This window comes from Pseudomonas sp. S3_C06 (genome assembly GCF_054667675.1).
The window spans coordinates 6484194-6510229 of the sequence record NZ_CP162747.1; the positions used below are offsets into that span (position 1 = coordinate 6484194).

Consider the following 26036-nt stretch of genomic DNA (forward strand, 5'->3'; position numbering starts at 1 on the left):
TGTGGGAGCGAGCCTGCTCGCGAAGGGGCCAGACCAGACACCGAAAGCTCTGGACTAGCTACCGCTTTCAGTCCGTCGGCTACTGACCTCGGCCGGCACATCATCCCCAGCCATGCGCTTGCGGAACAACGCCGCCCGCGCCAGCAGCAAGGTCGTCACCGGCACAGTGATCGCCAGCAATATCGGAATCAGCCAGGCATGCACCACCGGACCGGATTTCAACGCCGAAAAGCAGATGATCGACGCCAGCGCCACACACCATGCCCCCAGCGTTGAAGCCAGCGCCGGCGGGTGCATGCGCTGGAAGTAATCTTTCATGCGCAATAATCCGATCGCACCGATCAACGCAAACAGACCGCTGAGCACCAGCAGGATCGCCACCGGAATTTCGACCCACAGAGACAATTCAGCATTCATTCGATCACCTCGCCACGCAGCAGGAATTTCGCCAGGGCAAACGAGCCGACGAAGCCGAACAGCGCAATCAGCAGCGCCGCTTCGAAGTAAGTGTCACTGGAATAACGAATACCCAGGGTCAGCATCATCAGCATGGCGACGATGTACAGGTAGTCCAGCGCCAATACCCGATCCTGTGCCGACGGGCCTTTGAACAGGCGCACCAGGGTCAGCACCATCGCCAGCGAGAACAGGAACAGCGTTAGCAGAATCGCGTTCGACAGTAATGGGCTCATTCGAAAATCTCCATCAACGGCCGTTCGTAGGTGCTCTTGAAGTGCTCGATGAATTGCGCTTCGTCATCCAGATCCCAGACGTGCAGCAGCAGAATGCTGCGATCCAGCGCCAGCTCTGACCACACTGTGCCGGGCACCACTGTGCAGATCATCGCCAGGGTCGCCAGGCCATGGGCATCGCGCAGGTCCAGCGGTACTTTGACAAAGCCCGAGCGCGGAGGGCGACGACCGGCATTCAGTACGCCCCAGGCGACGATCAGGTTGGACATCACCACATCACGGCCCACGACCAGGAACAGGCGCAGGATCGTCCCCGGCCGGCGAATGCGCGCTCGTTTCGGGCGCAATTTGCGCATCATCAACGGAGCGGCAAAGCCTAGTATCGCGCCGAGCAACAGGTTGCCCGGGCTGATCGACAGGTTCAGGGTCAGCCACAAGGCGCAAAGTGCCAACGACAGCAGCGGTGCAGGAAACACACGGTTCATGGCTGCACCTCCAGCATCGCGGCTTTCGCTTCCGGACTCGGTACGGCACGGGTGCCGAGCACCGCCATCACGTACTGCTGCGGGTTGTGCAACGCCTCGGCGGTGGCCTGGGTGTAACGCAACAGGGGTTCAGCCTTGAAGGTCAGGACGATGCTCAGTCCCAGCAACAGGAAGATCGGCGCGCATTCGAGTTTGCGCAGCAGCGGCGAAGGGCGCTCCTCCGGGGTCCAGAAGCGCTGGATGCCGAGGCGCGAGAACGCCATCAACGACGCCAGTCCGGTGAGGATCAGCAGCGCCAGCAATGCCCAAGCCGCGTTGGAAATCGGCGCACCAGTGCCTATGCCCAGCGGATTGAGCAATGCACCGATCAGGCTCAGTTTGCCGATAAAACCGGACAGCGGCGGCATGCCGATGATCAGCAGCGCGCAAGCAATAAAGCTCAGGCCGAGAAACGCCATGGTCCACGGGATGACCTGCCCGACCACAGCTTTTTGCTCGTCGTCGAGGTTGATGCCTTTGGGCGGTTGCAGGGATTCCTGCGGGCGCGGCAGCAGTTCGCTTTCGTCTTCCAGCGGGATTTCATTGGCCGAGCGCGAACGTTCGATCAACTCGGCCAGCAGGAACAGTGCACTCAACGCCAGAGTCGAGCTGACCAGATAGAACAGCGCCGCGCCGATCAGGTTCGGCTGGGCGAACCCGATTGCCGACAGCAGAATCCCCGCCGACACCAGAATGCTCAGGCTGGCCATACGCTCCAGGCGTTGTGCGGCGAGAATTGCCAGCGCCGCGCAGGCCATGGTCGCCATGCCGCCGTAGATCAGCCATTCGCCGCCAAAGAACGCCGAGGCACCGGCTTGCCCAGAGAACAGCAGGGTCCACAGGCGCAGCAAGGTGTAGACGCCGACCTTGGTCATGATCGCGAACATCGCCGCCACCGGCGCACTGGCCGAGGAATAGGCTGGCACGAGCCAGAAGTTCAGCGGCCACATGCCGGCCTTGGCCAGGAACGCGACGGCGAGAATCCCGGCGCCGGCGTGGAGCAAGCCCCGGTCGGCTTCCGGCACCAGCGGAATCTTCAGCGCCAGATCGGCCATGTTCAGCGTGCCAGTGACACCGTAGATCAGTGCCGCGCCAATCAGGAACAGCGATGAGGCGAGCAGGTTGATCGAAATGTAATGCAGCCCCGATGACACCCGCGCCCGCCCCGAGCCGTGCAGCAACAGGCCATAGGACGCGGCGAGCAACACTTCGAAGAACACGAACAGGTTGAACAGGTCTGCGGTCAGGAACGCGCCGTAAAGACCCATCAACTGAATCTGGAACAGCGCGTGGAAGCTCGAACCGGCGCCGTCCCACCGGGCCATGGCAAACAGCAGGGCGCTGACGCCGATGATCCCGGTCAGCACCAGCATCAGCGCCGACAGTCGATCGACCACCAGCACAATGCCGAACGGTGCCTGCCAGTTACCCGGCAGGTACACGCCAATGGAGCCGGGCACGCCGTTGGTTTGCGTCCATTGCAGCAACAGCACCGAAATGAACAGGCCGACGAGGCTGGAGAACAGGTTGATTTTTGCCTTCAGCGGTCGGTGCCGCTCGCCGAGCATCAGCATGATGGCGGCGGTCAGCAGCGGCAGCAGAATCGGTGCGGCGATCAGGTGAGTCATCGCCATCATTCTTTAGGCTCCCGGCCGTCGACGTGGTCGGTGCCGGTCAGGCCGCGCGAGGCGAGCAGAACGACGAGGAACAGCGCGGTCATGGCGAAGCTGATGACGATCGCGGTGAGTACCAGTGCCTGTGGCAGCGGGTCGGTGTAGTGCAGCAAGTCTTGGGTGACGCCATCCTTGATTACCGGCTCCTTGCCGATGAACAGGCTGCCCATGCTGAAGATGAACAGGTTGACGCCGTACGACAGCAGGCACAGGCCCATGACCACTTGGAACGTCCGTGGGCGCAGGATCAACCAGACGCCGGACGCGGCGAGCACGCCGATGGCGATTGCGATGACTTCTTCCATCAGACGGCTCCTTTGCTGGCGACGGACTTGGGCAGCGATGCGGTCTTGTGACCCCGCACCGATTGGTGGGCGAGGGCGGTGAGGATCAACAAGGTCGAACCGACCACCACGCCGTACACGCCAACGTCGAAGAACAGCGCGCTGGCGATATGGATGTCACCCAGCACTGGCAAAGTGAAATGCCAGGTGTGAGTGGTGAGGAACGGATAGCCGACCAGCATCGCCCCCAGGCCGGTGGCGGTGGCGAACAGTAACCCGGTGCCCATCCAGCGCAGCGGCCGTAGACTCATTTGCGCCTCGACCCACTGTGTACCGGCGACCATGTATTGCAGGATGAACGCCACCGACATCACCAGACCGGCGACGAAACCGCCACCCGGCTGGTTGTGCCCGCGCATGAACAGGTAGAACGACACCACCAGCGCAATTGGCAGCAACAGACGCACCAGCACTGCCGGCACCATCATGAAGCCGAGCGCGGTGTCGCTGGCCGAACGCGGGTTGACCAGATCGGTGACCACGTCCGGCGCCAGCAAGCGTTGCTGGGCGGGCAGTTGCAGGCTCTCTTTCGGTGGGCGGAAACGCCGCAGCAGAGCGAACACGGTCAGCGCCACGGCGACCAGCACGGTGATTTCGCCGAGGGTGTCGAAGCCACGGAAATCCACCAGCATCACGTTGACCACGTTGCTGCCACCGCCCTCGGGCATGGCGCGGCTGAGGTAGAACGAAGAGATGTCGTTCGGCGTCTGCCGCGTGAGCATCGCGTAGGACAGCAGCGCCATGCCACCACCGACGGCAATCGACAGCAGCAAGTCGCGCAGACGACGAATGCGTGCCTTGCGCAGGCTGCTTGGCAGTGGCGAGACTTCTTCGATACGGCGTGGCAACCAGCGCAGGCCGAGCAGGATCAGCACGGTGGTGACCACTTCTACCGCCAGTTGCGTCAGCGCCAGATCGGGCGCGGAGAACCAGACGAAAGTCACGCAGGTCATCAAGCCGCAGACGCTGACCATGGTCAAAGCGGCGAGACGGTGATACTTGGCCTGCCACGCGGCGCCGAGGGCACAGGCAATCGCCAGCAGCCACAAGGTCACAAAAACGATCGAGCCGGGAATCTTCGGCCGGTCGCCCCAACTCAGGCTGCTGTGCAGCATCGGGATCAGGCCGGCGAGCACCGCCGCCAGTACCATCAGGAACAATTGCATCTGCAGGCGCTTGGTGCCGAGGCGCCGCTCGAGGCGGCGGGCCATGCGCATCATCACTACCAGACTGCGCTCGAACAGGCGCTTGCCGTTGAAACGACCTACCAGCGGCGGGTATTTGAAACGTCCGCGCTTGAGCTGATTGCGCAGCAACAGATAGACGACGATGCCGCCAGACATGGCGATCAGGCTCATGATCATTGGCGCGTTGAGGCCGTGCCAGATCGCCAGACTGTATTCCGGCAGCGTGCCGCCAACCACTGGCAATGCAGCAGCGGCAAGCAATGGACCGACGATCTGCGCCGGGAAAATCCCCACCAGTAAGCAAGTGAACACCAGCAACTCGACCGGCGCCCGCATCCAGCGCGGCGGCTCGTGCGGGGTGTGCGGCAGGTCGGTGGCCGGCGGGCCGAAGAACACATCGACGGTGAAGCGCAGCGAGTAGGCAACGCTGAATGTGCCGGCGATGGTCGCGACAATCGGCAGCGCCGCTTCGACCCACGCCGTGGCGTTGATGAACACGGTTTCAGCGAAGAACATTTCTTTCGACAGGAAGCCGTTGAGCAACGGCACCCCGGCCATCGAGGCGCTGGCAACCATGGCCAGCGTCGCGGTGAATGGAATCAGTTTGATCAGGCCGCTGAGTTTGCGGATATCGCGGGTGCCGCTTTCGTGGTCGATGATGCCAGCGGCCATGAACAGCGAAGCCTTGAACGTCGCGTGGTTGAGGATGTGAAATACCGCCGCCACTGCCGCCAGCGGACTGTTCAGACCCAGCAGCAAAGTGATCAGGCCGAGGTGGCTGATGGTCGAGTAAGCGAGCAGACCTTTGAGATCGTTCTGGAACATCGCGCAGTACGCGCCGAGCAACAGCGTACACGCGCCGGCCCCGCTGACGATGTAGAACCATTCTTCACTGCCGGACAGTGACGGCCAAAGTCGGGCGAGCAGGAAAACCCCGGCCTTGACCATGGTCGCCGAGTGCAGGTATGCCGAAACCGGTGTTGGCGCCGCCATTGCGTGCGGCAGCCAGAAATGGAAAGGGAACTGCGCGCTTTTGCTGAGTGCGCCGATAAGAATGAGGGGTAAAAGGATAGGGTAGAGGGCGTGTGCACGAATCATGTCGCCGGCGGCCAGGACCTTGTCGAGGTCATAGCTGCCGACGACATGGCCGAGAATCATGACCCCCGCCAGCAGGCATAACCCGCCGGCACCGGTGACCATCAACGCCATATAAGCACCGCGACGGGCGTCGGCGCGGTGGTGCCAATAGCCGATCAACAGGAACGAGAAGAGGCTGGTCAGTTCCCAGAAAAACACGATCTGGATCAGGTTGCCGGAGATGACCAGGCCGAGCATGGCGCCCATGAATGCCAGGAAAAAGGCGAAGAAACGCGGCACCGGATCGTCCGGCGACATGTAATAACGGGCATATAAAGAGACGAGGGTGCCGATGCCCAGCACCAGCATCGAGAACAGCCAGGCGAAGCCGTCCATGCGCAGAACGAAGTTCAGACCGAGGCTGGGCAGCCACATGAACTCTTCGCGGATCACACCGCCGTGGGCGATTTGTGGGTACAACAGCGCGACTTGGACGGTACCGATCAAAGCGACCAGGCCTGCCAACAGGGATTCGGTATTACGCGCGTTATGAGGCAGCACCGCTGCCAGACAGCTGCCAATGAATGGCAGAAGCAGTAGAACTATCAGGGACATAGGCTTCTAATCTGCGGAAGTTTGTGAAGCATCATACGTGCCAGCTCCCCGATCACCAAACGCGAGGATGTCTCAGAATCCTACAAAGTAGTCTGGAATTTTCTGTTTGGCATTGTTTCAGGAAGGTCGATGTTGCTTGGAATGGCCTCATCGCGAGCAGGCGAAGGCCTACATTTGGAATGCGTTCCCCTGTAGGAGTGAGCCTGCTCGCGATAGCAATAATTCAGACTGTGAAGATTTCGGAGCTTTATCCCTGTGCTTCCCGCTCCAGCTCCGCTTCGGCTTCTGCAACCTTACCCTTGGTCTTCAACTCACTGACAATCACCGCCGCCACAATCAACCCCGCACCCACCAGCGCAATCGCCGGCAAGCGCTCCCCGGCAATCCGCCCGACAATCCCGGCCCACACCGGCTCGCCCGCATAGATCAACGTCGCCCGAGTTGGCGAAACACTCTTCTGCGCCCAGTTCATCGCCACCTGAATCGCCGCACTCGCCGCGCCCAACCCCAGCGCAGTCACCAGCAGGGTCCAGGAAAAGTCCGGAATCATTTCCCCGGTCGGCACCACCAGCAGGAATGACAGCACGGAAGTGGTTGCCAGTTGCACAACGGTCACCCGGCGCACATCCACCTGGCCGGCGTAGGTGCTGATCAGAATGATTTCGGCGGCAATGGCAATAGCGCTGATCAGCGTGGCGATTTCGCCCGGACTGAAATTCAGCGCTGCGCCGGATGGACCCGACAACAACATCAAACCGGTAAACGCCAACATGATGCCGATGCTCGGCATCAACCCCGGCCGACGACCGAGCACCAGCCATTGCAACAACGGCACGAACGGTACGTACAACGCAGTAATGAACGCCGATTGACTGCTCGGGATCGTTTGCAGTCCGACCGTCTGCAGGCCGTAACCGAGCATGATCGCCACGCCGATGAAGGCGCCAGCCTTGAGTTCGAACAGCGTCAGTTCGCGCAGATGACGCCATGAGAACAGTGCGACGATAGCCGCCGCAGCGGCGAAGCGCAGGCCGACAAAAAACATCGGGCCGCTGACGGTCATCGCATGCTGAACCAGCAGGAAAGTACCGCCCCAGATCATGGTGATCAGCACCAGCACGCACTCGGCTTTGCTGAAACGAGAGAAACGAAGGGGAGTGGGGGAGCTGTTCTGCGACGTCATGACCTTGCGCACTATAAAAAGGAGGCCGCACAATGCGCCCAACGTTGCGCAGTATACTGCGCAACCTCACTGAGTGAGCAATATAGTGCACAAAGATTCAACGCAACGGGCGTCCGTCCTGCAACACGTCAGCCTGAATGTGCGACGCCTACGTCATGCCGCCGACATGAGCCAGACTGCGCTGGCGGAAAAATCCGGGGTCAGCCGGCGCATGCTGGTGGCGATCGAGGCGGGCGAGAAGAATGTCAGCCTGACCACGCTGGATCGCGTCGCCGAGGCGCTCGATGTGGCGTTCAGCGATCTGATCCAGGCGCCGGATGCCCGCGACCCGAGCCGCATCAACGAGGTGGCATGGGCGGGCACCCACCCGGGCAGCAAAGCGGTGTTGCTTTCCAAAGCCACGGCGACCCGCGAAGTCGAGCAATGGGAGTGGTGCCTGCAACCCGGCGAGGTCTATCCGTCGCAAGCGGATGCCGAGGGCTGGAGCGAGCAGATTTTCGTCTTTGAAGGTTGCCTGACCCTGATGCTCGGCGATCAGCCGCAGCACATCGGTACAGGTGAGTTCTTCATGTTTGCCAGTAACCAGCCGCATTCCTATCGCAATGATGGGGAAGTTGCGGCGCGGTTTGTGCGTAATGTGGTGATTTGAATGAGTCAGAGCGCAGACATCCTGATTATCGGCGGTGGCCTCAGCGGCACGATGTTGGCGGTGCAATTATTGCGACTGCCTGGCCGGCGCAAGGTCCTGATCGTTGAACCGCGTGCGGAACTGGGACGGGGCGAGGCGTACAGCGCGGTCGAGTTAGGTCACACACTCAATGGCAACGCCGCACGCATGAGTGTTGATCCGGATAATCCTGATGATTTGACGCAATGGCTGACCGAGCACATTGCCGGTGGTGGCTGGCCTGAATCGGCCGAGCAGGATGTGCCGGTCAGCGAACTGTTCCCGCCGCGTGGTTTGTTTGGTGTCTATGTGCAGCAACGTCTGGCTGAAGCGCGCACTGTCGGGGCGCATTATGGTTCGAGCGTTGAACACATTCGCGCGGAGGTCGTCGACCTGCAAGTCGAGGCCGATTCGGTGCAGCTCACACTGAGCAATGGTCAGGCACTGCGCGGTGGCTACGCGGTCTTGGCGACTGGAATGTTCCCTGCCGCGCGAACCCAGCAGAAAGCCTCCAGCGGCCTCAACGCCGCGGCGCTCGATCCTTGGGATGTCGCGGCCATGCGCCAGCTCGATCCGCAATCCACCGTGATGATCATTGGCTCCGGCCTGACCATGGTCGATGCCGTGGTATCGCTGGAGCAAGCCGGGCATCGCGGGCCGATTGAAGTGTTTTCCCGCCATGGTTTATTGCCCCATGTACGCCGACAACCGCCGGCCTGGGTGGATTTTCTTGGCGACGATCACAGTATTCGCGCACCACGGCAGTTGTTGCGTGAATTGCGTCGGCAATGCCAGGCAGCCATTGCCCAAGGCATTGATTGGCAGGCCCCGCTGGACACAGTCCGCGTACACATCGCCCGGCTGTGGAGTCAAGCGAATGACGTGCAGCGGCGACAATTCGTACGGCATGTTCGGCCGTGGTGGGAGAGTCACCATCATCGATCACCGCCGTTGAGTGCGGCGTTGGTTGAGCGTCTTTATAAAGAAGGGCGATTGCGCATTCAGGCTGCTTCGTTCAAAGGGCTTGAGCAAAATGTGGAAGGTGGTGTGAGTATTCGCATTCGGCGTCGCGGTGAGTCGCAAACCTGCGTGGTGCAGGGCGCCGCGTTGGTCAACTCCAGTGGCATCGAATACGACTGGCGTCGGGTGGCGCGACCGTTGCCGCAACAGGTGCTGGCGCGCGGTCTGGTGCAGCCGGGACCGTTGGCGCTGGGGATTGCGGCGGCGGTGGATGGTGCGGTGCTGGATGCCGAAGGGCTTGCGGCTGACCGATTGTTTGCCATGGGGCCGCCATTGCGCGGGATGTCGTGGGAGAGCACGGCGGTGACGGATGTGGCGTTGCAGGCGAAGGCGTTGGCTTTACGACTGGTGCGTTAAAGCCGAGGTTGCCGTTGGTCGGAATAAAGACCCCACCTGTAATTTCTGACAGTTGTGGATCTTCGCCGGCATGGGCCTAATCGCTTCGTACGCGATAGCTTCGCGTGCTCAACCAATTTTTAAAGGAATAAAGAGATGGCTAAGGCTCTTGAACCACTTGTAATCAACGAAGCTGTAGACGGCATCATAAAACTGACCGATGTCCCAGATGGCGCTACTGCACGGATCCCGCCGGGTCCTCTGGCGGAGGATGGTCCCATTACCCCATTTTTCGTTCAGGTTGTTTTAGATGGCAAGTTGATCGGTGAAGGATTTACCGGTACCACTCCTCATTCGGAGACTATCGAAATAAAGGTGTCTCGCGCAGACTTACTGAAAAACATAGGCCCGCAGGGCGCTGAGTTTGCCTATAGGGTGGATTTGGGCGGAAATCCAGTGGACGCACCTTTTACGAAGTACGAAATTACTCATTAGGTTAGATGTCTGTCTGGAGAATCCATTGGCATCCGGCGTTTAGGGCGCCGCATGTCAATGGGAGTCTAACTTTGATCGCTGGCAAAACAGCTCCCAAGGTTTTGGGTGTGCTGTAAGTGTTACGCCACCACCCTATAGCAAGGCACATACGCCGCGCCGCCCGGCAGTTTCATCCGGTGCTGGGCGACGAAGGCTTTGAGCAGCGCATCGAGCGGTTGCATGATCGCCGCATCACCACGGATCTGGTACGGCCCGTGTTCTTCGATCAGGCGAATGCCCTTGTCCTTGACGTTACCGGCGACAATGCCGGAGAACGCCCGACGCAGGTTCGCCGCCAGTTCGTGCGGTGGCTGGTCGCGGTGCAGTTTCAGGTTGGCCATGTTTTCGTGGGTCGGATCGAACGGGCGCTGGAAGCCTTCGTCGATTTTCAGCAGCCAGTTGAAGTGGAACGCGTCGTTGCGCTCGCGGCGGAACTGCTTAACCGCTTTCAGCCCCTGAGTCATCTGCCGTGCCACTTCGGCCGGGTCGTCGATGATGATTTCGTAGTGTTGCTTGGCTGCTTCACCCAGGGTGGCGGTGACGAAGGCGTCGAGCTGTTCCAGATACGGCGCCGCATGTTTCGGTCCGGTGAGGACCACCGGGAACGGCAGCCCTTTATTGTCAGGGTGCATCAGTATGCCCAGCAGGTAGAGGAACTCTTCCGCCGTACCCGCACCGCCCGGGAAGATGATGATGCCGTGGCCGACACGCACGAAGGCTTCCAGACGTTTTTCGATGTCCGGCAGAATCACCAGCTCGTTGACGATCGGGTTCGGCGCTTCGGCGGCAATGATGCCCGGCTCGGTCAGGCCGAGATAACGACCGCCGTGAATACGCTGTTTGGCGTGGGCGATAGTTGCGCCTTTCATCGGGCCTTTCATCACGCCCGGGCCGCAACCGGTGCAGATGTCGAGGCTGCGCAGGCCGAGTTCGTGGCCGACTTTCTTGGTGTATTTGTATTCTTCGGTGTTGATCGAGTGACCGCCCCAGCACACAACGATTTTCGGCTCGACGCCGGGACGCAGAGTGCGTGCGTTGCGCAGCAGGTGGAAGACGTAGTCGCTGATGCCTTGCGAGGTGCTGAGGTCGATGCGTTGGCTGTCGAGTTCGTTTTCGGTGTAGACGATGTCGCGCAGGGCACTGAAGAGCATTTCGCGGGTGCTGGCGATCATTTCGCCGTCGACGAACGCGTCGGCCGGAGCGTTCAGCAGCTCCAGGCGTACGCCGCGATCCTGCTGGTGAATGCGGATTTCGAAGTCCTTGTAGGCTTCAAGGATAGTCTTGGCGTTATCGACATGGGCGCCGGTGTTGAGGATGGCCAGGGCGCACTGGCGGAAGAGGGTGTAGGTGCTGCCGGATCCGGCTTCGCTCAGTTGCTGGACTTCACGTTGAGAAAGGGTTTCCAGGCTGCCTTTCGGGCTGACCGAGGCGTTGATTACGTGTCGTTGGGTCATGCAATGATCCTTAAAACGATGTCATCACGAAGCTGAGCAATGGCATCCGAATAGTGTGTATCCATGAATGAAGATGGCACGATCTGCGCTATACCGCCATGTCCCCTTTGGACGCTGAAAAGATGAAGAGGAGCCCCAGCATAGCTAAATCCGTCGTAGAGGCGATAATGCCCCGGCCGCTTTTTTCTGTTAGCCCTTTTGTCGCCCAAGGAAGTCATTTGTGATGTTCGAGATTCAGCCAATGGATGCCGCCACCTTTCGCCAGCAGACCCGACGCAGCACGATCATCATCGCCGTGCTGTTTCTAGTGCTGGCGATGTTGTTCTCAAGCGTGGCGGTGGCGTTGTTCGGCGAACCTGGCGGCGATAACCTGCGCTTCAATGTCGGCGGGGTTTTTCTGGCATTTCTGCTGACTGCGGGGTTACTGCGCGGGCGCTTCTGGAATCAGAGCTGGATGGCGCCAGCGGTGTATAGCTGGCGACTCAAGCGCAACCTGATGAGCATCACCAATGTGATGCATCAGGTGACGGCGGCGGTGGAGCAGAACGATCCGGTGGCGATGAAGGTTTTGCGTTTCTACCACTTGGGGTTGACGCAAATGCACGAACTGGACGGTAACTCCAGCGATCATGGGCAGCTGTGGCGGGAAGTCGAGGCGCACAAGGAACGGATGCAGGTGCTGGGTCTCGACACCGAGCAGACGCGCCTGGATCCGGCCTGGCTGGAGGCGTTGAAGCCAACTTCGCGCTGAAACGTCCGCAGTATAAGTTTCAGCCAAAGATCAGTGAGCGATGAGTGCCTGCACCGGCGCGGGCCCCATCGCCAACTGCCAGCGCTACTGAACCGGCAGCCAATGCCGCATCTCCGCAGGCAAATACGCCGGCGACGCTGGTTTGTTGTGTCGCGTCAGTCTGAATAAACGGTCCCATCGGGCCATCCTCGAATGTACATCCCAGTTGTTCAGCCAGCGGGCTGGCCATGCGTGTGCGTGGCATGGCGAACAGGCCTGCAACAGCGATGACCTGACCATCGCTGAGTACCACGTCCGCACGCTCGCCACGGATGTGACTGACCGGCCGGGTTTCCAGGGTTACACCGCGGCGATCCAGTTCCGCCAATTGTTCGGCATCCGGCTCGAACACGCCGTTGGTGAAGAACGTGGTCGGGCCCCAATCCCGCAGTAGCAGGGCGTGATGAATCGACATGGGTGACGTCGCCAATACGCCGATCGCGTCTTGATTCAGTTCATAACCGTGGCAGTACGGGCAATGAAAAACACTTTGGCCCCAGCGTTGCCTGAGACCGTCGATGTCCGGCAACTCGTCGATGACGCCCGAGGCCAGGATCAGTCGCTTGGCGCTGAGCCATTGTCCGCTCTCGGTGCGCAGATCGAATCCGCTGTCAGTCCGAGTCGCTTCAACTGCTGTATCCGTTAGCCATTGCACGCTGGGGTAAGCCAGTAACTGTGCGCGTGCTTCGTCAGCAATTTGCCCCGGTGCACGTCCATCCTGGCCGAGGAAACCGTGGGATGTTTCGGCAAAACGGTTGCGTCGCAGTCCTGAATCCAGCACCAGCACATTGCGTCGGGCGCGGGCCAGTTGCAGGCCGGCGGACAGCCCGGCATAGCTGCCGCCAACGATGATGACGTCGTACACCATGAGCGAATCTCCTCTTGAATTTTCAGAGTACACCGTAAGTTACGAGAAATATTGCTGTCAATAGTCTCGTAACTTCAGACCTTGCAAGCGATACTCGGCGCATCTTCGCAACGGCTTGAAAAAAGGATCATCGATGAGAAACGACACGCGGTTATCGCGCATGCTCCATGTGTTGATTCACATGGCTCGCCATGAAAAGCGCGCGACCTCGGAAACCATCGCCGGCATGCTTGGCACCAACCCGGTGGTGGTGCGGCGCACCATGGGTTTGCTCAAGGAGCAGGGGTTTGTGACGTCAGAGAAGGGCCATCAGGGAGGCTGGGCGCTGGCCAAACCGCTGGCGCAGATCACCCTGCTGGATATCCACCAGGCGTTAGGCACGCAGTCGATTTTTTCCATCGGTTTGTCGACGGATCACCCGGAGTGTCTGGTCGAGCAAGCGGTGAACGCCGCACTGACACGCACCTTCGATGAGGCGCAGGCGCTGTTGCTGTCGCGGTTGGGTGGCATCACCTTGGCGGACCTGGCAGCGGATTTCGAGGCCCGCTTCAAGTCAGTCGGCGAGGATAATTAAAGCGGCGAAGCGGCGCGCCGATGTTTCCATGAGCGAAATGCCCGCCCATACACCAGCAGGTTGACCGCCAGCACCACGCTGCCGAGCGCCAGTTGAATCTGTGGGGTCAGCCCGGCCGGATAGATGATCGGCCAGATGTAATGCTCGATAAAGCCGCCGGCGTATTCAGTCTGTCCGGCGGCGTGGCGCATGAGGTTTTCCCAGTAGGTCAGTGGGCAGGTCAGGTGCAACACCTCGACCGCCACGCCCCAGGCGGCCGCCGGCAAATGCAGCCACATCACCCGTGGCCATTTGAGTACCAGCAGCCCGCCAGACAGCACGAACAGAATGAAGCACAAATGAAACAGCACCAGCCCGTCGGCTGCGATTCGGTACAGCATGTCGTCTCCCTGACGCGATTGTGAATGGCGCTATGTTACGCCGCTCAGGGCATTAAAAGTCAGTGCGAAAGTCAGCCTATTCCGCGCGCATCCGGACGATTTCCCACAAGTGCGCAAGATTGTTCAAGCCAGAAAAGCGAATTTACTGGCACAGTCGCCGACCGTTTTCCTGGTTGAAGAACGTTTATGTCTGACTCAGTAATGCCGCGCAGTGCGTTCCTTCGCGGCGCTGCGGCGATCATGCCGTTGTCTCTGGCCACCGCGCCATGGGGGCTGCTGGCCGGCTCCATGGCGATCGAGGCCAACCTCACGCCGCTGCAAGGGCAGGGCTTGTCGAGCATCGTGTTTGCCGGTGCGGCGCAATTGGTCGCGATCGGCATGCTCAAGGGCGGTGCGGGGATTTTCTCGATTCTGCTGACCACGCTGCTACTGACCTCGCAGCACTTGCTCTATGGCATGAGCATGCGCTCGGTGATTTCGCCGCTGCCGGGGCGCTGGCGCATAGGTCTGGGCTTTTTGCTCACCGATGAGTTGTTTGCACTGACCAGTCAACATGATCGCCAGCAGTTCAATCGCTGGTATGCGTTGGGCGTCGGTTTGACGTTCTACATCGCGTGGAATCTGTTCACTCTCGCCGGCATTGTCCTCGGCAGCAGCATTCCAGGGCTTGAGCACTTGGGGCTGGATTTCTCGATTGCCGCCACGTTTATCGCGTTGATCACGCCGGTGGTGTGTAACGTACCGACGCTGGTGTGTGTGGCGGTGTCGCTGTTTTGTTCGGTGCTGTTCAGTTACTGGCAGTGGGGTTCGGCGCTGGTGTTGTCCGGACTGGCCGGAATGACCGCCGGGTTTATCTGCAACAAGCTGTATCGGGAGCGCACATGATGGTTTGGGCAGTGATTTTTGGCATGGGGCTTCTGGTGTTTCTCAATCGCTACGTGTTTCTCGAGCCGCGCTTGCCGGTGCGTCTGAGCAGTAATGCGCGGCAATTCCTCGGTTTTGCAGTACCGGGGATGCTTACCGCGATCTGTGGGCCGATCGTCTTCATGCCCGACAAACAGTTGAATCTGCAGTGGGATAATCCTTATCTGCTTAGTTCGCTGGTAGCGATCGCACTGGTGATCTACACGCGCAGTACTTTGCTCAGCATGTTGTTGAGCATGGCGTTCTTCTTTTTGCTGCGCTGGTGGTTGTAAGTTGTCTGTTCTACGCTTCAGGGATGGAGATTAACTGATAACGGGAGGTGCGCATGGCGACTGAGCAAAAGCATCCAGAGACGGATGACGAAGATACGGATGAACCGACACAAGAAGAAATAGAGTGGGAGAAGCACAAGGAGCAAACTTGGAAGCACGATGACGGCAGAGAGCTTTCAGATCCTGATCGCAAGTTTTGAGTGATTTCTACGAAAAAGCCCCGAAAATGCGGGGCTTTTTTACGGTTTCAAAGATCGTCCAACTGCGTGAAGTCGGGGTGTGTGGCCCGATATCCCAAGGTTCGATCAATCCACGCATTCAGCTCGTTGACCATCACCGGCGCATGGCCAGGATACCCTTCGAGGGTGGTGCGCAGGATGCGTTCGATATCAGGTACGGAACGCAGGTTTCGGGTCTTGATGTAGTGGCCGATAAAACAGTCGAGTTCAAAGCGTTCTGTCATGGACAGATAAATACACTCCAGGCCGCTGACCTGTTTGATTGCAAAATCGTCGCGCAACTTATTTCTCTGCAAGGCTTGTAGACGTTAGGGGGTTCCTGGTTTGTTGACTCTTTGGTCAACTGGTATACCAAATGGAAATGCGGCGCGCATGCTAGCCGTAGTGCATCTAAATGTATGTATGACGGTTGAAATGTCAGACAGGCGGTTAGTTCATTCGAACGTGTGTTTTATGTGCGCCGTCTCAAAAATGAAACAGGGTTTGTAACGGCAGTGATTCGCTTTATGAATTGCTCAAATTTGCAATAGCTTTATTTCTTATAACGCTGCGTCAAAAGATCGCAGCCTTCGGCAGCTCCTGCATTGATAGACGCGTGAAGTCGGCAAATGTTTAAGTCTGCTCAATAATCAAACTGGCCCCCTGATTGCGCACGTTACCGACAGCTTTGCCGACTTTGTACCATTCGAACACTTCGCTGCATTCACCTTCAAACAGCAGCATTTGCTCGGCGCGTTCAACCGGCGTCGCCGGATCGAGCCACTCGCGCGCCAACTCTGCGCGGAACACCACCGGTCGGCGATCATGGATATCGAGCATGCCGCCGACGGCATTGGCGGTGATGATCACGAAGCCGTCGTCATCCCGGGCTGCTGTTTCAGTTGTCGGAAATTGTCCGATGGCGGCGCAGAAAACTGTCCCATGATCCGCCCGACGGATCAGCCACGGTTGTCGGGTTTTGTCCTCGGTGTCGACCCATTCAAACCAGTTATCGACGGGCACAATCAAACGATGGCGCCAGATCGCCCGGAAGAACGGGCCGTGGGCGACTTTCTCCACCCGGGCATTGATGGGTGGGGGGCGATCCTTGGCCCAGTGCGGGCGCCAGCCCCAGCGCAGATTGTCGGCATGCAGTTGCTGTCCTTGTTGATGCAGGACGGCCAGCGCGGTGGTCGGCGCCGCGTTGTAGCGACTGAGCGGCGCATCGCCGACGTGATTGATCAAGGCGTCGGGAATGCTCAGCACCGCGACAAAGTCGTGAATGCCACGGTACTGCGAGAGTCTTCCGCACATGGGCTGAATCTCCGGTGGGAGATTTCAGCTTAGTCGCTGGCGTCCTGACCGGTGAAGGTGTCACGCCATTTCAACCAGCGACGTTCGAGCATGGCCAGCAAGCCGTCACTGAGTTTGCCGAGCAAGGCGAGCACGATGATCGCGGCCAGCACGATGTCCGGCCGCGAGGTTTCCCGACCGTCACTGAGCAGATAGCCTAAACCCTTGGTGGCCGCGATCAATTCCGCCGCCACCAGAAACATCCACGCCAGGCTCATGCCGCTGCGTAACCCGGTGAACAGGCCGGGCAGGGCGGCCGGCAGCAAGATCCGTCGTACCAGTTGCAAGCGGCTGAAGCCATAGATGCGCCCGACTTCCACCAGTTTGCGATCAATGTTGCGAATGGCTGCGACCACGTTGACGTACACCGGAAAAAACGCGCCGATGGCAATCAGGACGATTTTCGACGTCTCGTCGATGCCCAGCCACAACAGCAGCAGTGGCACCCAGGCCAGGCTCGGAATGGAACGCAGGGCGGCAAACGTCGGCTCCAGATACGCCTCGGCCTCACGGCTCAAGCCAACCCAGGCAGCAAACACCAGCGCCAGACTGGCGCCAATGGCAAAACCCAGCAACACGCGAATAAGGCTGGCGCCGATGTGTTTCCACAGTGCGCCTTCGGCAAGGTCGGTGAGGGTCAGGGCGATCTCGCTCGGCGCCGGCATCTGGTAGGACGGCAACCAACCGATGCGTACGATAATTTCCAGTGCAACGATGATCAGCAGGGGCAGGGCCAGGCCTTTGCAGCGGCGCTGCCACGTCGGATTCAAACTCGCAGGACGCTGGCGCGGTACGGCAAGTGGCGCGGGCAAGTCTTTGCTGTGGGTGGTCATGGTTTTGGCTCCGCTCACGACAAATCCGCGACGGGCGCGGAGTTGTTGTGAGGCTGATCAGTTACTGGTGGGCGACGGCTTGCTGCACACCGCTGTCGAGCAATTGATCGATGACTTGATCGACATTCACCCCACGGCGCACCAGTTCCTCGGAGACCAGAATCGGCGCCGCTGCCTTGGAGGCGCTGATGTCCTGCTGAGTGAGTTGCGGGTTGCTCAGGTCCGTTCGCGACAGTTGCAGCCTGGCCACATCCAGCGGTAAGCCGGACTCCTTGGCGAGGAGGGCGGCGAACTCATCAGGGTTTTTCACGGCCCAGTCGCGGGCCTGTTCGTAAGCCTTGATGACGGTGTCGATGGTCTGCGGGTGTTCCTTGGCGTATTGCTCGGTGACGCTGACCACGCCGTAACTGTTGAACGCCGGGTTGCGGTAGAGCAGGCGCGAACCGGCCTGCACCTGACTGGCGGCCATGTGCGGATCGAGTCCGGCCCAGGCGTCGACATCGCCTTTTTCCAGCGCGGTACGACCATCCGGGTGTTGCAGATGGACCAGTTCGACATCGTCTTTTTTCAGCCCGGCCTGTTGCAGGCTGCGCAGGGTAAACAGGTAAGGATCGGTGCCTTTGGTGGCGGCGATCTTTTTGCCCTTCAGGTCAGCGACGGTCTGGTACGGCGAATCCTTGCGCACCACCAAGGCTGTCCATTCGGCGCGGCTGTAGACGTAGACGGATTTGATCGGGCTGCCATTGGCCCGACTCAGCACGGCGGCCAGGCTGGCACTGGAAGCGAAATCCACGCCGCCGCTGTTGAGGTATTCCAGCGAGCGGTTGCTGCCCTGGCTCAGTACCCAACTGACCTTGGTCTGCGGCAAGGCCTTTTCGAGGAAGCCGAAGTGCTTGAGCACCAGACTGACCGGCGAGTAATAGGCGTAGTCGAGATGCACTTCCGCCGGCGCGGTCTCAGTCGCATGGGCGAACGGTTGCAGGCTCAGCACCATGGCGCTGGCGGCCAGCAGTGGTCTGAAATGAGAGAAGAACGATGTCATGGGGCGCTCCGGCAAAGGCACAGGTTTCTTATGTCCAAAAAGATATTTTTATCGAATGCTTCCTGCATGACTGGAATATTGCAGGCTCTGTGCCATGTGCTTGAAAGTGCCGTTTTACAAGGGTTTGAAGGCCGGATGCAGGATTTGCGCTGTTGCATGGGCAACAGTGTGATTCGCTACTGTTGCCACGCGAACAGCAGGCATCAAGCGTGATGAGCTTATGCGTTAATCGAATTTCAACACCGAGAAATAACAGCGTTATGGTCTATGCAATTTCCCTTTGCAGGACAAGCCATGAAGCTTTCTCGTTTGCTACGCAGTGCGTTATTAACAGCACTGTTCACCTCGCCGCTTTCCTACGCAGTCGACCCATTGGTCCTGCATGTCGGTGATCAGAACTACTACAACATTCGAGCTTCAGTAGAGGCGTCCGGCGTATTGAAAGACGCGCCTTATACTGTCGACTGGAAACACTTCCAGGCCGCAGCACCCTTGGCGGAAGCCTTGCAGACCGGCTCGCTGGATCTGGGTTTTCTCGGTGATTCCGGCTTTCTGTTTCTGGCCGCCAAGCAGGCGCCAGTGAAGTTGATCGGCGTCTCGCGGCAGAATCCCGACACCATCGCGTTGCTGGTGCCGAAGGATTCGCCAGTGAAAACCATCGCCGATCTGAAGGGCAAGAAAGTCGCCTACTGGCCCGGAGCCTGGAGTCAGCAGTTGACCTTGCGCGCCCTGGAGCAGGGCGGTCTGCCGGAAAACTACGTCGACTTCGTCAAGTTGATGCCGATCGATGCCGCCGCAGCCCTGCCACAGGGCAGCATTGACGCTTTCCCGGTGTGGGAACCGTACATTTCCCAGCAGATCGTGTTCTCCGGCGCGCGACCGATCCTGACCGCAAAAAACCTGATGCCAGGGCTCAGCGCAATCGCGGCGTCGACACCGTCCATCGACAGCAAACGCGCAGCGATTGCGGATTTTCTCGGACGTTTGAAGCAGGCGCGGGCCTGGGTCGACAGCCACACAGATGAATACGCCGATCTGTGGGCAAAGAAAGCCAATCTCGATCAGCAGGTGTCGCGCCACTGGTTGCGCCAGGCGCACATGACCGTCGGGCCGGTGGACCAGCAGGCTGCGACGGACCTGCAAAGCACCGCCGATTTTCTGTTCAAGGTGAAAGCGCTGCCGGCACCGTTGGCCACCGCCGGGATTATCGACACGTCTTTTCAGCAGGCATTGGCTCACTGAGCGAGCGCCGGAACCAAACCCTGTGTACCTTATCCAACCTCGGCTCGAATATCCGAGCGCAGGGATGGATAAGGGCGAGGGAGTTTTGCCAATCGATCACATGACGGCCGTCGCCGTGCTCAAGGCAAAACATGACATCCGGATTCAAACTTCTTTGTGCTGCGCTGATTGCGCTTGGGCTGGCCGGTTGCATCGCCGCCCCGATGGAAATGACTGCGCAAACCGAAACGCGCCTGAAAACCCAGGCACCGGTGCGCTTTCTGTTGACGTTTGACGATGGCCCCAGCGCTTCGAGTTTGTGGAATCCGTCGGCCACGGTGCTCGACAGTCTCAAGGACAACCCGCTGCAGCCGGGTATCAAAGCGGTGTTCTTTGTGCAGACACGCGCGCCGCGAGCGGGCAACAGTGATATCGGCCGCAGCATCATGCGTCGCGAGCATGACGAGGGGCACATCCTGGCGTTTCACACGGCGACCCATTGGCACACCAATCATCGCTTGCTCGACCCACAACAGCTTGAAGAATCGCTGGGCAACGGCACGGCCGATATCGCTGCCATCACCGGCGCACCACCGACACTGCTGCGCCCGCCGTTCTGGAATTACGACAAGCGCACCTTCGCTGCGTATCAGCAGCACGGCTTGCACGTTTTGCTCACGGATTTAAGCGCCAACGACGGCAAGATCTGGGGTTTCAATGCCAGCCCGCGACGTCGGGCCAACATGCTGCGGCAATTATCGGAAGTCCGTGAACGTATCGCCCTTGGCGAATTGCCCACCGTGGACGGGGTCATCCCGGTCGTGGTGACGTTTCATGATCTCAACCGCTATACCGCGCGGCACACGCGCGAATACCTGCAGATTCTGCTGGATAGCGCGGCCGCCACGGGCGTGAGGCTGGCGGACAAACCTTTTTATGATGATCACGTCGCGCTGGAGAAGGCCGCACTGGCGCGCACGGTGGAGAACAGCTCGGAGGCGGTGAATTTGCCGGGGATGTGGAACTGGATCTGGGATCATGACGCGCACTGAGGGTGAATCGGAAGTTGTGACCTGGTTGGCATTTTTGTATCGAGCAAGACATACATTGCTCATCTATGCTCATCGGGTCGACCGACTCATCGCCTGCGAGGCGTTCAGCCATGCTTGCCATTGACGATATCTGCCGGATTGTCGAATCCGGCTTTCCTGCGTTCAAGTGTGACTGCATTGCAGGCACTCAGGGGCTGCTGCAAATCAAGGTATATGAGCCGGACAGCGGGCGTGTCGAACTGCTGCTCAATGGCGTTTCCCCGGAACACCTCGTCACGATCCGTGACATTTCCAACTTCATCGGTGAATTACGCACCGAAATCAGCGCGGGCCGCCGAGCGTTCGCTGGTTAACGCCTCATAAACGCCTCATAAACGCCGTTGAAACGCTTGAACAATGCGCAGCGTCGCTTCGCTGGTTCTCAGATTGCGCACCGCATCCAGCGGATGCCAGATGCAATCGATGATCTCGTTCTGTGGACGCACTTGCTCAAAGTCCAGCACGGACGCCTCGTAGACATGATGCCGCGTGCTGCCGCTCTGCAATTCCATTAAATACAACACATCGTCGGCGTCCAGGCCGGTTTCTTCTTGCAGTTCGCGCACGGCAGCCTCCGCTCGGGTTTCCCCGTGCTCGACCTTGCCGCCGGGCAATGTCCAGCGGCAGTGGGGTTTGCGTACCAGGAGAATGTGGCGATCCTGCTCGCATATAACGGTTGCACGTACTTTCATCTGTTACCTGTTTTTACTGCTTGTCACAAAATAGAAATAAAACTGCAATATTTGAGCCGAAGCGTGCGACAAAGGTTTCATTGGAGTTTGGAGCGTTCGCTGTGTTGAAAAGTGCCAGATCCTTGACTGTTGCGGCTGGCGACATCCGGTCGGCATTTCGGGCGGGTCAGGGTGTAAGGTAAAAGCGTGAAGCTGGATCTGACCGTTAGCAAAAATGGAGGTATCCATGAGCATGCCGATGTTGAACAAGATGCACATGAACGGCTATGACGTGCTTAGCGTGAACAATGGCCCATGGCGGGTTTGCACTCAGGGCGATCGGCTGGCGTCGTTTGGTAGCCGGGAAGAGGCGCTGGCCTATGCCGCAGCGCTGCCTGGCTACAAAAAACGCACGACGCGCGCGCAAAGTCACAAAACCCACTGACAGGCTGGCTGTAATGAAAGAGCCCCGGCAATTGTCGGGGCTTCTGTTTTTGGGGAGGGTGGTCTCAGTGGACCTTGGTCCGGCTGATGGCGCGGGCTTTCACTTCCCTGGCATAGAGTTGCAGCCGTTCTTCATCGCTTTGCAGCACCTCGCAGGATCTCAGCACAGTTTGCGCATCCGCCTCGTTGCCGGATTTGCGCAGTTGTTCCGCGATACGTTTCAGGTCGACCGCCGACCATCGCAGGTCCGATGCAACGCTTTGCAGGTCGCGTTGAAGTTCGTGTTCGTATTCATTGAGCCGCATGATCACCTCCAGAACATTCTCGGTAGAAAAGAGTAGTCGCATTTTTCATCGATGGGCAAAGCGCGTTCGTCAGCACGCCGAGCGGTTGTGAAAAGTTGTGCAGATTACGCTGACGGCGCGGTGCCACGATGGATGTGCGCCGGCTTACGCGCTACATTCACTTTTTTCAGATCAGGAAAACACTATGCGGATATGGATCGGGACGTTGGCGTTGGCCCTGTTGGCGGGTTGCTCGTTGCCGGCGTCGTTGGTGCCGGGTGAGCCGAATGTCAACAAGACCAGTGACAAGGCACCCAAGGACTATGCCGCGTGTGTATTACCGTTGTGGCAGAAGGATGTCGCCAAAACCTCGCAGACATCGATTTCCAACGGCTATCGCATCACCGCGCCAAGCATCATCACGGCCGATGAGATTCTCGACATCGTCAAATACAAGAATGGCAGCCGGGTTTCGTTGTATCAGGGGCCGCCGTGGGCGAAGTCCGGGTCGTTGCGCCAATCGGTACGTGATTGCCTGTAACGGCATTTCCGGATGCAAAAAAAGCAGAAACAGCATGGGCGGTTTCTGCTTTTTTTTGGTTGCTTGCGGGCTGAAGGTCAGTCGGAAATATCGGTCAGGGAAATGCTGCGGCTCAATTTGCACGACAAGAATCCTGCGCCCTGCGTGGATTTTTTACTCACTGACGGCGTTCAAACGACCGGATACGTTCGGGCAGATTGTGCAGGCGCTGATTTTTACGTTTGTGATTCAGGGCGCGGTACTGGGGATTGGGGCAATTTTTCTGTGGGTGGGGTCGAAAGGCTTTTCCGTAGGGAAATGGGATGCTCGGGCGGAGGCATTGTGGGCATTTATTGTTTCAGTATGTCTCGCCGGGCTTTTCTGTTATTTGGCTTCAAACGGGGTGTTGCATGTGTGGCTACGCAAGCGAAACCTGACACGTAAAAGCTCCCATCCCAGCGAGTGGTACAGCGCTTTTGAGCGACAGGATCGCCTTGTCACTTTGCAACTGAATGACGAGAGGCGATTGTTTGGCTGGCCCTTGGAGTGGCCTTCTGGCCCCTCGGAAGGGCAATTTATCTTGCTGAATCCACAGTGGCTTGGCGATGGTGGCGAGGTGCTCACTTTTGGCGCCGAATCAATGGTGATAGATTCCTCAAAAGTTCAGTGGGTCGAATTCAATTCTGTCGAGGAGGTTGTTTCATGAGCGCAAAAGCACCCAACCCCATGCCGCCTCACGTGGCGCGTCTCTTCGTGGGCCCAGACGGCAAGCCGTTGGCAAAACCGCTGGTCAAAGGGCCGAGTGCGCCTCCACCGCCAAAGCGCTGATCAGCGCCGCCAGCCACTAGCCCCAACCCTCAGCCACCGCCCGGCGAATCGCTTCCAGCAACATCGCAAACGCCGGGTTGTCGTTGTTCTCCCGCCAGATCAGATGCAGCTCGCTCTGCACCCCTTCGCCCAGATCGATATCGCGAAACACCACATTCTTGAACACCACACTGGTAGCGCAACGCGGCACCAGCGCCAGGCCCATGCCGGCGTTGACCAAGGCCAGAATCGTCAGAGAAGAACCCAGCCACTGCACATAATCCGGCGCGACCCGTGCCGAGCGCAGCATGCCGGTCAGCAGTTCATTGAACGGCGGATACGCGGCGTGGGAGTACATCAGGAACGGTTGTTTATCCAGGTCACTGACCGCCACTTCAGCCGCCGTTGCCAATGGATGTCCACTCGGCACCGCCAGTACAAACGGCTCGCGCACCAGGCATTCGGTGGCGTAGCCCGGCTCCAATAACGGCGCACGGGCGATGCCCAGATCGATGCGGCGGGCGCGCAGGGCTTCGTGTTGCTGGTAAGTGTTCATTTCCGACAGATCGATTTTCACCTGCGGCTGTTTCAGTCGCGCCTCGGCGATCACCTTGGGCAGAAACTCATACACCGCGCTGCCGACAAAACTGATGTTCACCGAGCCGATATCGCCCTCGGCAAACCGTCGGGCGGTGACGGCTGCCTGCTGCGCGCGCTCCAGCAGGTTCTGTGCTTCGATGAAAAATGCACGGCCGGCGGCGGTCAAGGCGACGCTACGGGTGCTGCGGGTGAACAGCTCGACGCCGAGGTGATGCTCAAGCAGCTGGATCTGCCGGCTGAGCGGCGGCTGCGTCATGTTCAGTCGCTCGGCGGCGCGGCGAAAGTTGAGTTCGGTAGCGACAGTGGTGAAGCAGCGCAGCTGGGTCAGTTCGAACATTGATCTAATCCGGGTATCAATCGAATGCCAAGTTAGATTAGACGGGATCAATGATCGCCGTCCATGATCGGCCCATCGCTTTACGCCATCCCTAAAAAAACAAGATCGGGAGTCGCCCCTTGAAAACCCTCCAGAGTCCGCTGGACGTCACGGTTCTCGCCCGTGCCGCCGCCAAGGTCAAGCGTCACGTGCTGCCGCTGTTCGTGGTGATGTTCATCGTCAACTACATCGATCGGGTCAACATCGGTTTCGTACGCAGCCACATGGAAACCGATCTGGGCATCGGCGCGGCGGCTTACGGCCTCGGCGCCGGTTTGTTCTTTGTGGGCTACGCGCTGTTCGAAGTGCCGTCCAACATGCTTCTGCAGCGTTATGGGGCGCGGGTCTGGCTGACGCGGATCATGTTCACTTGGGGCGCAGCGGCCATGGCCATGGCCTTCGTCAGAGGGGAAACCAGTTTCTATGTGTTGCGCTTTATTCTCGGTGCGGCGGAGGCGGGGTTCTTTCCGGGAATCATTTATTACTTCACCCAATGGCTGCCGGCCTCCGAGCGCGGCAAGACCATGGCGGTGTTTCTCAGCGGTTCGGCCATTGCCTCGGTGATCTCCGGCCCGGTCTCCGGTGCGTTGCTGCACATCAGCGGCCTCGGCCTGCATGGCTGGCAGTGGATGTTTTTGATTGAGGGCGCGGCTTCAGTGGTGCTCTGCGCATTCGTCTGGTTCTGGCTGCAATCGCATCCGCGTCAGGCCAAGTGGCTGAGCGAAGAAGAGCGCGAAGCGCTGGTGGCGGCGATTGCCGAGGAGCAGCGCGCTCGTGAGGCGTCGCAGGTGGCCAAACCGTCGATGTTCAAGCTATTGGCGGATCGGCAGATTGCGCTGTTCTGTTTCATCTATTTCTCCATCGCTCTGACCATTTACGGCGCGACGTTCTGGCTGCCAAGCATGATCAAGAAGATGGGCAATCTCGGCGACTTCCAGGTCGGCCTGCTCAACTCGATCCCGTGGATCATTTCGATTGTCGCCATGTACGGTTTCGCGGCGATGGCCGGCAAGTGGAAATTCCAGCAAGCCTGGGTCGCCCTGACGCTGGTGATCGCAGCCGTCGGTATGTTCATGTCGACCACCGGCGGGCCGATCTTCGCCTTCGTCGCGATCTGCTTCGCCGCCATCGGTTTCAAGGCAGCGTCGGCACTGTTCTGGCCAATCCCGCAAAGCTATCTGGATGCGCGTATCGCCGCTGCAGTGATCGCGCTGATCAACTCCATCGGCAACCTCGGCGGTTTCGTTGCGCCGACGGCGTTCGGCATCCTCGAAGAAACCACCGGCTCCATCGAGGGCGGACTGTACGGCCTGGCGGCGACGTCACTGGTCGCTGCGGTGGTGATCTTTTTTGCCCGCACGGCGCCTGGCGCGAAAGGCAAAAATCTCGCAAAGCCGCATGAGGTCACCGCCGTTGTTGCGACGGCCAGCCCGGCCGCGAGCCACTGAATTGATTGTTGATC

The 26036-nt window shown here is 59.2% G+C and carries 32 protein-coding genes; 15 read left to right on the forward strand and 17 right to left on the reverse strand.

What is annotated here, in order from left to right:
• Window positions 1–54: 54 nt before the first annotated feature.
• The 7 genes from AB4N44_RS28860 to AB4N44_RS28890 form a co-directional block, all read right to left on the reverse strand.
• The gene (locus AB4N44_RS28860; protein ID WP_122600082.1) at window positions 55–417 is read right to left on the reverse strand and encodes a Na+/H+ antiporter subunit G; all 363 of its coding nucleotides are present in this window, start codon (window positions 415–417) and stop codon (window positions 55–57) included.
• On the reverse strand, window positions 414–692 hold the full coding sequence (locus AB4N44_RS28865) for a K+/H+ antiporter subunit F (protein WP_007910754.1): 279 nt from the start codon (window positions 690–692) through the stop codon (window positions 414–416). Before AB4N44_RS28865 ends, AB4N44_RS28860 begins: the two co-directional genes overlap by 4 nt.
• Window positions 689–1177 (reverse strand): Na+/H+ antiporter subunit E, encoded by a 489-nt coding sequence (locus AB4N44_RS28870; protein ID WP_160039453.1) that lies wholly within the window; start codon window positions 1175–1177, stop codon window positions 689–691. The genes AB4N44_RS28865 and AB4N44_RS28870 overlap by 4 nt, the downstream gene beginning before the upstream one ends.
• A complete protein-coding gene (locus AB4N44_RS28875) occupies window positions 1174–2853 on the reverse strand; it encodes a monovalent cation/H+ antiporter subunit D (RefSeq protein WP_316918110.1) in 1680 nt (559 codons plus the stop codon). Before AB4N44_RS28875 ends, AB4N44_RS28870 begins: the two co-directional genes overlap by 4 nt.
• Window positions 2850–3194: a Na+/H+ antiporter subunit C gene (locus AB4N44_RS28880; RefSeq protein WP_007910763.1), complete on the reverse strand. Its 345-nt coding sequence runs from the start codon at window positions 3192–3194 to the stop codon at window positions 2850–2852. The genes AB4N44_RS28875 and AB4N44_RS28880 overlap by 4 nt, the downstream gene beginning before the upstream one ends.
• Window positions 3194–6112 carry a monovalent cation/H+ antiporter subunit A gene (locus AB4N44_RS28885; protein WP_160039457.1) on the reverse strand — a complete coding sequence of 973 codons (2919 nt, stop codon included), beginning with the start codon at window positions 6110–6112 and terminating at the stop codon, window positions 3194–3196. Before AB4N44_RS28885 ends, AB4N44_RS28880 begins: the two co-directional genes overlap by 1 nt.
• 247 nt (window positions 6113–6359) lie before the next feature.
• Window positions 6360–7295, reverse strand: a complete 936-nt coding sequence (locus AB4N44_RS28890) for a DMT family transporter (protein WP_150794649.1) — start codon at window positions 7293–7295, stop codon at window positions 6360–6362.
• Between the two features lie 85 nt (window positions 7296–7380).
• Between AB4N44_RS28890 and AB4N44_RS28895 the strand changes: the two genes are divergently transcribed.
• The 3 genes from AB4N44_RS28895 to AB4N44_RS28905 all read left to right on the forward strand — a co-directional run bounded on the left by AB4N44_RS28895 (window position 7381) and on the right by AB4N44_RS28905 (window position 9813).
• Window positions 7381–7944 (forward strand): helix-turn-helix domain-containing protein, encoded by a 564-nt coding sequence (locus tag AB4N44_RS28895; RefSeq protein ID WP_127926819.1) that lies wholly within the window; start codon window positions 7381–7383, stop codon window positions 7942–7944.
• Window positions 7945–9339, forward strand: a complete 1395-nt coding sequence (locus AB4N44_RS28900) for an FAD/NAD(P)-binding protein (protein WP_460110962.1) — start codon at window positions 7945–7947, stop codon at window positions 9337–9339. It begins immediately after the preceding gene.
• Window positions 9340–9474: 135 nt separating this feature from the next.
• Window positions 9475–9813, forward strand: a complete 339-nt coding sequence (locus AB4N44_RS28905; RefSeq protein ID WP_127926821.1) for a hypothetical protein — start codon at window positions 9475–9477, stop codon at window positions 9811–9813.
• A gap of 119 nt (window positions 9814–9932) precedes the next feature.
• On the opposite strand, the gene ppnN is transcribed toward AB4N44_RS28905, so the two are convergent.
• A complete protein-coding gene (ppnN, locus tag AB4N44_RS28910; RefSeq protein ID WP_150751861.1) occupies window positions 9933–11306 on the reverse strand; it encodes a nucleotide 5'-monophosphate nucleosidase PpnN in 1374 nt (457 codons plus the stop codon).
• A gap of 223 nt (window positions 11307–11529) precedes the next feature.
• Here ppnN and AB4N44_RS28915 point away from each other — a divergent pair, with 223 nt between their 5' ends.
• On the forward strand, window positions 11530–12057 hold the full coding sequence (locus tag AB4N44_RS28915; protein WP_460110960.1) for a DUF3087 domain-containing protein: 528 nt from the start codon (window positions 11530–11532) through the stop codon (window positions 12055–12057).
• A 19-nt stretch (window positions 12058–12076) separates the two neighbouring features.
• Here AB4N44_RS28915 and AB4N44_RS28920 read toward each other — a convergent pair whose 3' ends face one another.
• Window positions 12077–12964, reverse strand: a complete 888-nt coding sequence (locus tag AB4N44_RS28920) for an NAD(P)/FAD-dependent oxidoreductase (protein WP_150751863.1) — start codon at window positions 12962–12964, stop codon at window positions 12077–12079.
• A 133-nt stretch (window positions 12965–13097) separates the two neighbouring features.
• On the opposite strand from AB4N44_RS28920, the gene AB4N44_RS28925 reads away from it, so the two are divergent.
• Window positions 13098–13538, forward strand: a complete 441-nt coding sequence (locus AB4N44_RS28925) for an Rrf2 family transcriptional regulator (protein WP_095120329.1) — start codon at window positions 13098–13100, stop codon at window positions 13536–13538.
• On the opposite strand, the gene AB4N44_RS28930 is transcribed toward AB4N44_RS28925, so the two are convergent.
• Window positions 13535–13918, reverse strand: a complete 384-nt coding sequence (locus AB4N44_RS28930; protein WP_460110958.1) for a DUF2784 domain-containing protein — start codon at window positions 13916–13918, stop codon at window positions 13535–13537. The genes AB4N44_RS28925 and AB4N44_RS28930 overlap by 4 nt on opposite strands.
• A 186-nt stretch (window positions 13919–14104) precedes the next feature.
• On the opposite strand from AB4N44_RS28930, the gene AB4N44_RS28935 reads away from it, so the two are divergent.
• The 3 genes from AB4N44_RS28935 to AB4N44_RS28945 are packed head-to-tail and all read left to right on the forward strand — an operon-like array spanning window position 14105 to window position 15314.
• Window positions 14105–14803, forward strand: a complete 699-nt coding sequence (locus AB4N44_RS28935) for an AzlC family ABC transporter permease (RefSeq protein WP_460110956.1) — start codon at window positions 14105–14107, stop codon at window positions 14801–14803.
• Complete coding sequence (locus AB4N44_RS28940; RefSeq protein WP_162835977.1) at window positions 14803–15114, forward strand: AzlD domain-containing protein; 312 nt, start codon at window positions 14803–14805, stop codon at window positions 15112–15114. The genes AB4N44_RS28935 and AB4N44_RS28940 overlap by 1 nt, the downstream gene beginning before the upstream one ends.
• A 53-nt stretch (window positions 15115–15167) precedes the next feature.
• Window positions 15168–15314 (forward strand): hypothetical protein, encoded by a 147-nt coding sequence (locus tag AB4N44_RS28945; protein WP_455805713.1) that lies wholly within the window; start codon window positions 15168–15170, stop codon window positions 15312–15314.
• Window positions 15315–15361: 47 nt separating this feature from the next.
• Here AB4N44_RS28945 and AB4N44_RS28950 read toward each other — a convergent pair whose 3' ends face one another.
• The 4 genes from AB4N44_RS28950 to AB4N44_RS28965 all read right to left on the reverse strand — a co-directional run bounded on the left by AB4N44_RS28950 (window position 15362) and on the right by AB4N44_RS28965 (window position 18560).
• Window positions 15362–15634: a hypothetical protein gene (locus tag AB4N44_RS28950; RefSeq protein WP_077573339.1), complete on the reverse strand. Its 273-nt coding sequence runs from the start codon at window positions 15632–15634 to the stop codon at window positions 15362–15364.
• A gap of 331 nt (window positions 15635–15965) precedes the next feature.
• Entirely contained in the window at window positions 15966–16646 is a 681-nt protein-coding gene (locus tag AB4N44_RS28955) for an SOS response-associated peptidase (RefSeq protein WP_460110953.1), read from the reverse strand.
• 29 nt (window positions 16647–16675) lie between these two features.
• A complete protein-coding gene (locus AB4N44_RS28960) occupies window positions 16676–17518 on the reverse strand; it encodes an ABC transporter permease (protein ID WP_316918115.1) in 843 nt (280 codons plus the stop codon).
• Between the two features lie 61 nt (window positions 17519–17579).
• On the reverse strand, window positions 17580–18560 hold the full coding sequence (locus tag AB4N44_RS28965; protein WP_460110951.1) for an aliphatic sulfonate ABC transporter substrate-binding protein: 981 nt from the start codon (window positions 18558–18560) through the stop codon (window positions 17580–17582).
• Window positions 18561–18854: 294 nt separating this feature from the next.
• On the opposite strand from AB4N44_RS28965, the gene AB4N44_RS28970 reads away from it, so the two are divergent.
• From AB4N44_RS28970 to AB4N44_RS28980, 3 genes are all read left to right on the forward strand, one after another.
• On the forward strand, window positions 18855–19802 hold the full coding sequence (locus AB4N44_RS28970; protein WP_460110949.1) for an ABC transporter substrate-binding protein: 948 nt from the start codon (window positions 18855–18857) through the stop codon (window positions 19800–19802).
• 131 nt (window positions 19803–19933) lie between these two features.
• Window positions 19934–20833, forward strand: a complete 900-nt coding sequence (locus AB4N44_RS28975) for a polysaccharide deacetylase family protein (protein ID WP_150773907.1) — start codon at window positions 19934–19936, stop codon at window positions 20831–20833.
• A 110-nt stretch (window positions 20834–20943) separates the two neighbouring features.
• Complete coding sequence (locus AB4N44_RS28980; RefSeq protein ID WP_102902094.1) at window positions 20944–21186, forward strand: DUF1652 domain-containing protein; 243 nt, start codon at window positions 20944–20946, stop codon at window positions 21184–21186.
• Window positions 21187–21201: 15 nt separating this feature from the next.
• Here AB4N44_RS28980 and AB4N44_RS28985 read toward each other — a convergent pair whose 3' ends face one another.
• On the reverse strand, window positions 21202–21564 hold the full coding sequence (locus tag AB4N44_RS28985; protein ID WP_150773906.1) for an NUDIX hydrolase: 363 nt from the start codon (window positions 21562–21564) through the stop codon (window positions 21202–21204).
• Between the two features lie 226 nt (window positions 21565–21790).
• Here AB4N44_RS28985 and AB4N44_RS28990 point away from each other — a divergent pair, with 226 nt between their 5' ends.
• A complete protein-coding gene (locus AB4N44_RS28990) occupies window positions 21791–21988 on the forward strand; it encodes a DUF2188 domain-containing protein (protein WP_095120340.1) in 198 nt (65 codons plus the stop codon).
• Window positions 21989–22052: 64 nt separating this feature from the next.
• On the opposite strand, the gene AB4N44_RS28995 is transcribed toward AB4N44_RS28990, so the two are convergent.
• Window positions 22053–22292 carry a hypothetical protein gene (locus AB4N44_RS28995; protein ID WP_065259780.1) on the reverse strand — a complete coding sequence of 80 codons (240 nt, stop codon included), beginning with the start codon at window positions 22290–22292 and terminating at the stop codon, window positions 22053–22055.
• A 184-nt stretch (window positions 22293–22476) separates the two neighbouring features.
• Here AB4N44_RS28995 and AB4N44_RS29000 point away from each other — a divergent pair, with 184 nt between their 5' ends.
• Window positions 22477–22812: a hypothetical protein gene (locus tag AB4N44_RS29000; RefSeq protein WP_127926835.1), complete on the forward strand. Its 336-nt coding sequence runs from the start codon at window positions 22477–22479 to the stop codon at window positions 22810–22812.
• 34 nt (window positions 22813–22846) lie between these two features.
• Window positions 22847–23497: a DUF6338 family protein gene (locus AB4N44_RS29005; RefSeq protein WP_460110946.1), complete on the forward strand. Its 651-nt coding sequence runs from the start codon at window positions 22847–22849 to the stop codon at window positions 23495–23497.
• Window positions 23498–23635: 138 nt separating this feature from the next.
• Here the strand turns inward: AB4N44_RS29005 and AB4N44_RS29010 are convergent, their stop codons facing one another.
• Window positions 23636–24535, reverse strand: a complete 900-nt coding sequence (locus AB4N44_RS29010; protein ID WP_127926836.1) for a LysR family transcriptional regulator — start codon at window positions 24533–24535, stop codon at window positions 23636–23638.
• A gap of 119 nt (window positions 24536–24654) precedes the next feature.
• On the opposite strand from AB4N44_RS29010, the gene AB4N44_RS29015 reads away from it, so the two are divergent.
• Entirely contained in the window at window positions 24655–26022 is a 1368-nt protein-coding gene (locus tag AB4N44_RS29015) for an MFS transporter (protein ID WP_460110944.1), read from the forward strand.
• Window positions 26023–26036: the final 14 nt, after the last annotated feature.

What these genes read in the sequence shown, in the direction of transcription:
- AB4N44_RS28860 (WP_122600082.1), bottom strand. Translation starts at nt 417, where the DNA reads ATGAATGCTGAATTGTCTCTGTGGGTCGAAATTCCGGTGGCGATCCTG.
- AB4N44_RS28865 (WP_007910754.1), bottom strand. Translation starts at nt 692, where the DNA reads ATGAGCCCATTACTGTCGAACGCGATTCTGCTAACGCTGTTCCTGTTC.
- AB4N44_RS28870 (WP_160039453.1), bottom strand. Translation starts at nt 1,177, where the DNA reads ATGAACCGTGTGTTTCCTGCACCGCTGCTGTCGTTGGCACTTTGCGCC.
- AB4N44_RS28875 (WP_316918110.1), bottom strand. Translation starts at nt 2,853, where the DNA reads ATGATGGCGATGACTCACCTGATCGCCGCACCGATTCTGCTGCCGCTG.
- AB4N44_RS28880 (WP_007910763.1), bottom strand. Translation starts at nt 3,194, where the DNA reads ATGGAAGAAGTCATCGCAATCGCCATCGGCGTGCTCGCCGCGTCCGGC.
- AB4N44_RS28885 (WP_160039457.1), bottom strand. Translation starts at nt 6,112, where the DNA reads ATGTCCCTGATAGTTCTACTGCTTCTGCCATTCATTGGCAGCTGTCTG.
- AB4N44_RS28890 (WP_150794649.1), bottom strand. Translation starts at nt 7,295, where the DNA reads ATGACGTCGCAGAACAGCTCCCCCACTCCCCTTCGTTTCTCTCGTTTC.
- AB4N44_RS28900 (WP_460110962.1), top strand. Translation starts at nt 7,945, where the DNA reads ATGAGTCAGAGCGCAGACATCCTGATTATCGGCGGTGGCCTCAGCGGC.
- AB4N44_RS28905 (WP_127926821.1), top strand. Translation starts at nt 9,475, where the DNA reads ATGGCTAAGGCTCTTGAACCACTTGTAATCAACGAAGCTGTAGACGGC.
- ppnN (WP_150751861.1), bottom strand. Translation starts at nt 11,306, where the DNA reads ATGACCCAACGACACGTAATCAACGCCTCGGTCAGCCCGAAAGGCAGC.
- AB4N44_RS28915 (WP_460110960.1), top strand. Translation starts at nt 11,530, where the DNA reads ATGTTCGAGATTCAGCCAATGGATGCCGCCACCTTTCGCCAGCAGACC.
- AB4N44_RS28920 (WP_150751863.1), bottom strand. Translation starts at nt 12,964, where the DNA reads ATGGTGTACGACGTCATCATCGTTGGCGGCAGCTATGCCGGGCTGTCC.
- AB4N44_RS28925 (WP_095120329.1), top strand. Translation starts at nt 13,098, where the DNA reads ATGAGAAACGACACGCGGTTATCGCGCATGCTCCATGTGTTGATTCAC.
- AB4N44_RS28930 (WP_460110958.1), bottom strand. Translation starts at nt 13,918, where the DNA reads ATGCTGTACCGAATCGCAGCCGACGGGCTGGTGCTGTTTCATTTGTGC.
- AB4N44_RS28935 (WP_460110956.1), top strand. Translation starts at nt 14,105, where the DNA reads ATGTCTGACTCAGTAATGCCGCGCAGTGCGTTCCTTCGCGGCGCTGCG.
- AB4N44_RS28940 (WP_162835977.1), top strand. Translation starts at nt 14,803, where the DNA reads ATGGTTTGGGCAGTGATTTTTGGCATGGGGCTTCTGGTGTTTCTCAAT.
- AB4N44_RS28945 (WP_455805713.1), top strand. Translation starts at nt 15,168, where the DNA reads ATGGCGACTGAGCAAAAGCATCCAGAGACGGATGACGAAGATACGGAT.
- AB4N44_RS28955 (WP_460110953.1), bottom strand. Translation starts at nt 16,646, where the DNA reads ATGTGCGGAAGACTCTCGCAGTACCGTGGCATTCACGACTTTGTCGCG.
- AB4N44_RS28960 (WP_316918115.1), bottom strand. Translation starts at nt 17,518, where the DNA reads ATGACCACCCACAGCAAAGACTTGCCCGCGCCACTTGCCGTACCGCGC.
- AB4N44_RS28965 (WP_460110951.1), bottom strand. Translation starts at nt 18,560, where the DNA reads ATGACATCGTTCTTCTCTCATTTCAGACCACTGCTGGCCGCCAGCGCC.
- AB4N44_RS28970 (WP_460110949.1), top strand. Translation starts at nt 18,855, where the DNA reads ATGAAGCTTTCTCGTTTGCTACGCAGTGCGTTATTAACAGCACTGTTC.
- AB4N44_RS28975 (WP_150773907.1), top strand. Translation starts at nt 19,934, where the DNA reads ATGACATCCGGATTCAAACTTCTTTGTGCTGCGCTGATTGCGCTTGGG.
- AB4N44_RS28980 (WP_102902094.1), top strand. Translation starts at nt 20,944, where the DNA reads ATGCTTGCCATTGACGATATCTGCCGGATTGTCGAATCCGGCTTTCCT.
- AB4N44_RS28985 (WP_150773906.1), bottom strand. Translation starts at nt 21,564, where the DNA reads ATGAAAGTACGTGCAACCGTTATATGCGAGCAGGATCGCCACATTCTC.
- AB4N44_RS28990 (WP_095120340.1), top strand. Translation starts at nt 21,791, where the DNA reads ATGAGCATGCCGATGTTGAACAAGATGCACATGAACGGCTATGACGTG.
- AB4N44_RS28995 (WP_065259780.1), bottom strand. Translation starts at nt 22,292, where the DNA reads ATGCGGCTCAATGAATACGAACACGAACTTCAACGCGACCTGCAAAGC.
- AB4N44_RS29000 (WP_127926835.1), top strand. Translation starts at nt 22,477, where the DNA reads ATGCGGATATGGATCGGGACGTTGGCGTTGGCCCTGTTGGCGGGTTGC.
- AB4N44_RS29005 (WP_460110946.1), top strand. Translation starts at nt 22,847, where the DNA reads ATGGGCGGTTTCTGCTTTTTTTTGGTTGCTTGCGGGCTGAAGGTCAGT.
- AB4N44_RS29010 (WP_127926836.1), bottom strand. Translation starts at nt 24,535, where the DNA reads ATGTTCGAACTGACCCAGCTGCGCTGCTTCACCACTGTCGCTACCGAA.